Genomic DNA, 7,255 nt, shown 5'->3' with positions numbered 1-7,255 from the left:
AACTAAATATGCAGTTGTTACATTAATTTTATGAGGAGAGTTTTTTAAATGTCCCCAAATTAAGTAACTATTTAATATATGGAATAAAAGACAGATTAATTTAAATACATAAATTCCTAAACTAGGAGTAATCGCAACGAAAAAGCCAGAAAACATAAAAAATAGTTGAGATATAGGCCCATAGGTAGAAGTCTGTTTCCAAACAAGAAATGGAGACAATTCTGAGGTAAATGTACTTGCAGGGTTCACAAAAGGGTTAATTCCATTTAAATACATCAAACCATAATGTATATACAAATTGATATCAGTAGTTATTGGATAACCTGCAAAGGCAATTAACAGAAAAAATGAACTATTTTTTAATAATTTTATAAAGCTTATATCTTTCTCCTTGTTCTTGTTTATTATTAGCCACACAACATATATAATATTTAAAAAAAAGAATTCTAAGCCTGTTCTTATTTGGTCAAAAGGGTTGGGGAAATCAGGTAAATATCGACCTGTGTAATTACCTAAAGCATCAAGATAAAAAAAATAAGCTCTGATTGCTAATTCTCCACATAATATTAATGATAAAATTATGGCGAAGCCTAATAATATTTGGTTTTTCTTACTGTTAGATAAATTGTTTGCGTTTAGCATAAGCATAGAAAAATTTTACTCCCAGGTAAAGTGCATATTTTCCATAATAATAAAGAAGAAAGACCTAAGTAATCCCATTCCGTACAGCTTATTGCTAAAAATTAAGCCTTCGCCACCTAGTCTTTAGAACTCAACCAAACCAGAAATTCATATTCTATAGTTTTAGCTTTTTCAATAATATTTTAGATGCGCTTACATTAATTTAATACAGGGTTTTAAATCCACAATTAAAATTAAGCTAAGTATTGACTTTGCTGGTCTTAAAAACTTCAGCTTCTAATCAAATTTTCAATTGTATTATAATTATTTATAATAATTTATTTGACATTGAATAATTGTATACAATTGAATGCTTATTACTCAGGAGTATTATAAAGTTACTTAGGAAAACTGGACATCTTCAATGATTCATAGCTCACAAAACTCAAAAGACAATATAGCAATTAATACAGCAATCTTAAATCATTCGTGCGATGTATAGCAATTCTATACCATTTCTGATAGAATTCAATACTGAAAAAGCAACTAAAGTCATGTTTGCGACTAAGTACAGGATGTATCATGTGGATAGAATCAATAACAAAGTTTATTGAACACAGCCAAGATAATGGTGATATTAAACTAGCAAATGCAGTTAATATGCCACGCTGTAGATACAGCCATGAAGCAAGAATGCCAATACTAGGTGTTTCGAGTTGTTTCATCAGTACATGGAAGAAATCATTTTTTCAAAGGGTAACTGAAGGTTTAAAGCTTACACATAAAGGAAGTTATGGACTTCTGAATATATAAAACGTGCAGAGATAAATAGACAAGGGTTTTCAACCCACCTCCGTTCAGAAGGCAGGAGGCAGATGTCAAACTTTTCAGAACATCTAAAATGTAGCAAAAAACTTTGGCTAACCAGGTTCAGCCAATAAAGCGCGCAGATGTTCGACTCTATTTCATTTAGTCTTTACCGATAAATGTGAAATTATGAAGACAAACTCATCCAACTCGCTGTTAGCAGTACCAACGGGCCCACTAAAGATTTCAGAGTTGCCCCCTAATAATGCGGGTACAAGTGGTGAATCTATTCATCTATCTCTAGTAATTCCTACTTATAAAGAGCGTGACAACATCCAAAATGTGGTCAGTATATTGAGTCAGTTACTTGATGAATCAATTCCAGGAAACTATGAACTAATTGTGGTAGACGATGATAGCCCAGACCGAACTTGGGAAATAGCACAATCTCTGACAACAGAATACCCTCAGTTGCGGGTGATGCGACGACAACAAGAACGGGGGCTATCTTCGGCAGTGATTCGTGGGTGGCAAGCAGCTACGGGAAGTGTGTTAGGGGTAATTGATGGAGATTTGCAGCATCCGCCAGAGGTGCTAATGCAACTGTTGCGTAGTGTTGAGCAGGGAGCGGATTTGGCAGTAGCTAGTCGTCATGTTGAAGGAGGCGGTGTTAGTAGCTGGAGTGTTGTCAGACGTTTATTGTCTCGTGGCGCTCAATTATTAGGCTTGGTTATTTTACCGGGAGTACTGGGCAGAGTTTCCGACCCGATGAGTGGTTATTTTATGGTGCGTCGAAGTGCGATCGCTAATGCAACACTCAATCCAGTGGGATACAAAATTCTCTTAGAAGTAATCGGTCGGGGAAAGGTAGATGAAGTTGCCGAAGTTGGATATGTATTTTGTGAACGCAAAGAGGGTGAAAGCAAAGTTACATGGAAACAATACATAGATTACATTCACCATTTAGTAAGGTTACGGCTAACCGGAGGTAATAAAAAACAAAAACTTACTCAACAAACGGGTTTCCCAATTGGCCGATTTATCCGCTTTGGCTTAGTAGGATTGAGTGGGGTATTTGTGGATATGACAATTCTTTATTTACTCAGCGATCCCACTACCTTGGCTTGGCCTCTAACACGCAGCAAAATTATGGCTGGTGAAATTGCGATTTTAAATAATTTCTTGTGGAATGACGCTTGGACATTTGCTGATGTCAGCGCTAGACAGCAAGAATGGCATCAACGCCTGAAGCGGTTTTTGAAGTTCAACGCCATTTGCCTTGCTGGATTGGTATTGAATGTACTGGTATTAAATTTGGTATTCAATTTTCTTATTCCTAACCGTTATATTGCCAACTTTATTGCGATCGCAGTTGCTACTATCTGGAATTTCTGGATTAATTTGAAACTTAGCTGGCGTGTCACTGAGGTAAAATAATCACAACGGGATTTTGATTTTTGCCTTTAGAACGAACTTAAATCTCAAGTTAGTATTAAGTATGTAGTAAAAATGATACTTACTAGCTACAAGTCTTAACGACTTAGCTTAATGGGGTTTCGCTCGTTTCCATACGGAGTACGTATGGGTGCGAGAGAAACCCACCTTTTTTGCTTGAAAACTTGCTCAATAAAAATAATTTAACTAAATATTTTACTAAAAGCTTACCTATTCTTAAACTTGCACAACTAAAGTAACAGACAAACAACTGAAAAAAAATTAGTATCTATCTAACTCATAGATACCTAAAACAAGAAGTTGTTTCAATGAAAAGATTTTGAGTTAGTCTCTAGCTCTCATCGCCAGAAATACACAGGTTGATTTTGTTTTATACAAATTATTAGAGTTTCTTAATCATTTTAAATATCGAGATTGCCTGGTAATTATGTAGTTACTGTTAATGATATATTCTACAACTCCTACTTCAAACTCTTCTGCCGTGTCAAATAGCTCTGCTTTCAGCGGACAATTACCCCAGCAGATATTTACCCGTAGGGAAGTAATTCCACTTCAAAATGACGTACTTTGGCGTATTGAATACGGTGCAGTTCGTACCTTAACGTGGAGTGAAGACGGAACATTCATCACTCTTGGTTATTGGGGATTAGGGGATCTGATTGGCTATCCTTTATCTAGGGTCAAGCCCTACCAAATTGAATGTCTCACAGGCGTAGAAGTAAGCATTGTACCGCCTCATTTATGGCATCAAGATATTAATGCTTTGTTGTCCCATATTCAACAGGCAGAGGATCTACTAAGTATTGTGCATCGAAAACCAATTTCGCTACGCTTATGGCAATTTTTGGTGTGGTTAAGTGAAAAATTTGGACGTGATGTAGATAAGGGAAAACTAATTGATTTAAATGTTACCCATCAAGATATTGCTGAAGTATTAAATACCACGCGAGTAACAGTTACCCGCCTCTTACAGCAATTGGAGGAAGAAGGAGCAGTTTTACGTCACAAACGCCGCATTATTTTGCGTTTACCAAATAAACTAATTAAAAATTATGGTTCAGCAGTATGTTAGCTGAATTGCTTGTAAAATTCACAGAGTGTAATGTATAATCATGTCTGTGATTGTGTGTAGAATTCCCGAAAGTAAAGTGTTATAAGCGTTTTACAGTGGTCGGGTTATTTAGGTGTGAGTGAAAGTATAAACATGACAAAACGATTCTGGAATCTTTTTAAGGTTAGTCCAGTTATTATAGCTGCGACATTTTTTGTTGCTAATAGCGCTCTAGCTGCTGAAGTCAACGAACAAGTAACAAATGCTGCCCAGTTATCTGAAGCTCAAGACTCTAATGATATGAGTCAGGTAACATCAGTTTCGCAATTTTCAGATGTGCAACCCACAGATTGGGCATTCCAAGCTTTACAATCTCTAGTTGAGCGCTACGGCTGTATTGCAGGTTATCCCAACAGTACCTATCGTGGGAACCGTGCTTTGACCCGTTATGAATTTGCCGCAGGTTTGAATGCCTGTTTAGATCGGGTTAACGAACTGATTGCTACAGCTACTGCTGATTTAGTCAGCAAACAAGATTTAGCTACTTTACAGCGCTTACAAGAAGAATATTCTGCTGAATTAGCAACTCTGCGCGGTCGTGTGGATGGATTAGAAGCCCGCACTTCTGAACTTGAAGCTAATCAGTTCTCCACTACCACAAAGTTGGTTGGGGAAGCAATTTTCGCCGTTTCTGATGTTTTTGGTGGAAATAGGGCTGATACTACTCCTTCTACCGCTGATAACGCCGACTTAGACAGCAATACTACTTTTTCAGACCGCGTTCGTTTGAACTTGTATAGCAGTTTCACTGGAAAAGACCAGTTGCAAATCCGTCTGAATGCTGGCAACATCGTTCCTAATAATGGTGTGAGCGGTACCAACATGACCCGCTTGGGTTTTGATGGAAATAATAACAACTCTGTTGTAATCGATAAAATTAACTACGCTTTCAATTTCACTGACGCAGTGCGTGTCAAGATTGATGCGAGTGGCGGTGAATTATACGAAAACGTAAACACCTTTAACCCTGACTTTGCAAGCTCTGGTAGAGGCGCACTTTCTCGATATGGACGTTTCAGCCCCATCTACCGTCAAGGTCAAAATGGTGCTGGTTTGACTGTAACTTTCAATCCTAACCAAGCTATCAGCTTGACTGGTGCTTATTTAGCTCCTTCAACTGGTAATGGTGTCTTTGGTGCTAATAATCCAGACCTTAGTAACGGGCTGTTTGATGGTGATAATGCCATCTTTGGTCAATTAACTTTCAAGCCCAGCAAAGCCTTCAATATTGGTCTGACTTACGCCCGTAGCTACTTTGCTGGTAATGCTGCCAACAGCCTCTTCCAGGGTACAGGTAGCGCTTTTGCCAATAATCCCTTTGGGGCTGGTACTCGCACTGAATCTAACAACTACGGTATAGAAGCTACCTTCCAACTTGGCTCTACCTTGGCTATTAGTGGTTGGGGAGGTTACACAACTGCTGATGCTAGGGCTGGTGGTAATATTGGCGCAGATGCTGATATTTGGTACTGGGCTGGGGCGCTTGCTTTGAAAGACTTTGGTGGAGAAGGCAACGTTTTAGGCGTGATCTTTGGTCAACCACCCAAAGTTACTGGTGGTAGCATAAAAGATGTCGCTGCCAATGTTAACTTAGATGACGATACATCTTATCACTTAGAGGGTCTTTACAAGTTCAAGCTTTCCGATAACATTCAAATCACGCCTGGCTTGTTGGTAATCTTCAATCCAGAGCATAACGATGCTAATGATACTGAATACGTAGGCACTCTGCGTACTACCTTCACCTTCTAAAATTGGTGATGAGAAATAAAGCTCAGAATTAGATAAATAAAAGCCCGCCTTGAGGTGGGCTTTTATTCAGGAAAAAAATTAGCTATGTAGGATTATAATCTGGCTGATTGGATATATCTTTAGGGGGGCGATCGTTACTCCAAGCCCACCACACAGTAGCACAGTGGCAATAATAGAACTCTTGCCATTTGCGACGACGGTCTTCTGTAAGTACAGGCGATCGCCGATTTAGCCAAACTTTTTCAGCTTCTCGGCTAGTTGAGTGGCAATTAGGACAGTAAAATTCATAAGCGTGTATTGCCTGATTCGTCCATTCAGGTGGGAGGGTAGCAAAAGCGTCCATATCGTTACAGTAATATCAATGGTCATCCAAAACTTTCAGGTTTTGAACTTGGAGGCAAACGGATACTATAAAATCCCGCCACACTATCAAACTGCTTTATCAATATTTTTATGGCTTTGTCTAAACTATTTACAAATCGCCATTTACAGAGATTTTCACTAATAGAATAACTATTTGGAAAGATTGCGATCGCATCTCACAAATCAAAGATTAACACAAATGGTAACTAAAATAATTACTATACACATTATGGCTAATAATTAAATTTATGGAGCCAAATGTTGAAATTCGCCGTTTATTAGATGTAATGCCTGCTTCTGGCCGGATGACGACAAAAATCGTGAGTAAGCCGGAACAGGCAAAAGTGATTGATGCCTCCTTTCCCCAACCCTGGAATCAGACGCGACCAATATATATTAATTTCGATTTATGGCGTTGCCTAGCAAAGCCGCAACGAGATTTACTACTGTTGCAGATGGTTAGCTGGTTGACGGGGGTGAAGTGGTTTAAACCCGATATTTATCAAGGTGTCGTGCTAGTGGGGATGTTAGGCGGCTTATTAGAAGCATCACAGTCAGATGTGGTGGGTGTAGCCATAGCTGGGGGATTAAGTGCGATCGCTGCTTTTCGGATCTGGCGCACTAATAAATCTCAAGAGTCAGAGTTAAATGCAGATGCAGCAGCAATTCGCATAGCACAACGGCGCGGTTATTCAGAAGCGGAAGCAGCGCAGCACCTATTGTTGGCAATTGAAGCGGTAGCAAAAATTGAAGGGCGTTCTGGTTTAAATTTTACTGAGTTGATTCGTTGTCAAAATCTCAGAGCGATCGCAGGCTTATCACCAGTGGGTATACCAGAAAGTTATGATAAGTAGAACTTTTTTATCACTACAGCAAGCTTTTAGCCACAAATACGACTTTGTGCATTTAGCTCAAAGCTTCTAACGGAGTGCAATACATGAGCTTCTAACTAGCTGCAAAGCATGGGGCTATTCTACACTGGAATCAGAGAATGTGTGTTTAACTGACTTAGATGTAAAAACTGGGGAGTTTTGTCATACCTTCTCGGCGTTGCTTATGAAGTGCTTACCTAGTAGTCTGCCAACCCAAAAATGCTGAGTGAGGGCTGGGGAAAGGCCAAAGGGGAAAGGGTAAGGCATTTAACCC

The 7,255-nt window shown here is 39.0% G+C and carries 6 protein-coding genes; 4 read left to right on the top strand and 2 right to left on the bottom strand.

Translation table 11 applies throughout. The annotated features are described in order from the left end of the window. The coding region (locus GNF10_RS33575; RefSeq protein ID WP_221644692.1) for a hypothetical protein at positions 1-642 on the bottom strand (642 nt) is incomplete at its 3' end. Between the two features lie 975 nt (positions 643-1,617). On the opposite strand from GNF10_RS33575, the gene GNF10_RS33570 reads away from it, so the two are divergent. From GNF10_RS33570 to GNF10_RS33560, 3 genes are all read left to right on the top strand, one after another. After that, on the top strand, positions 1,618-2,865 hold the full coding sequence (locus GNF10_RS33570; protein WP_185581962.1) for a glycosyltransferase: 1,248 nt from the start codon (positions 1,618-1,620) through the stop codon (positions 2,863-2,865). A 460-nt stretch (positions 2,866-3,325) separates the two neighbouring features. Continuing rightward, positions 3,326-3,955 carry a Crp/Fnr family transcriptional regulator gene (locus GNF10_RS33565; RefSeq protein WP_185581763.1) on the top strand — a complete coding sequence of 210 codons (630 nt, stop codon included), beginning with the start codon at positions 3,326-3,328 and terminating at the stop codon, positions 3,953-3,955. A 132-nt stretch (positions 3,956-4,087) separates the two neighbouring features. Further along, a complete protein-coding gene (locus GNF10_RS33560; RefSeq protein ID WP_185581762.1) occupies positions 4,088-5,746 on the top strand; it encodes an iron uptake porin in 1,659 nt (552 codons plus the stop codon). A gap of 82 nt (positions 5,747-5,828) precedes the next feature. Here GNF10_RS33560 and GNF10_RS33555 read toward each other — a convergent pair whose 3' ends face one another. Continuing rightward, on the bottom strand, positions 5,829-6,089 hold the full coding sequence (locus GNF10_RS33555; protein ID WP_185581761.1) for a hypothetical protein: 261 nt from the start codon (positions 6,087-6,089) through the stop codon (positions 5,829-5,831). A gap of 268 nt (positions 6,090-6,357) precedes the next feature. Between GNF10_RS33555 and GNF10_RS33550 the strand changes: the two genes are divergently transcribed. Continuing rightward, on the top strand, positions 6,358-6,963 hold the full coding sequence (locus GNF10_RS33550; RefSeq protein ID WP_185581760.1) for a DUF3318 domain-containing protein: 606 nt from the start codon (positions 6,358-6,360) through the stop codon (positions 6,961-6,963). Positions 6,964-7,255 lie beyond the last annotated feature (292 nt).

This window comes from Nostoc sp. UCD121, from assembly GCF_014222285.1.
GTDB lineage: Bacteria > Cyanobacteriota > Cyanobacteriia > Cyanobacteriales > Nostocaceae > Nostoc.
This window is presented reverse-complemented; position numbering and strand designations above follow the sequence as displayed.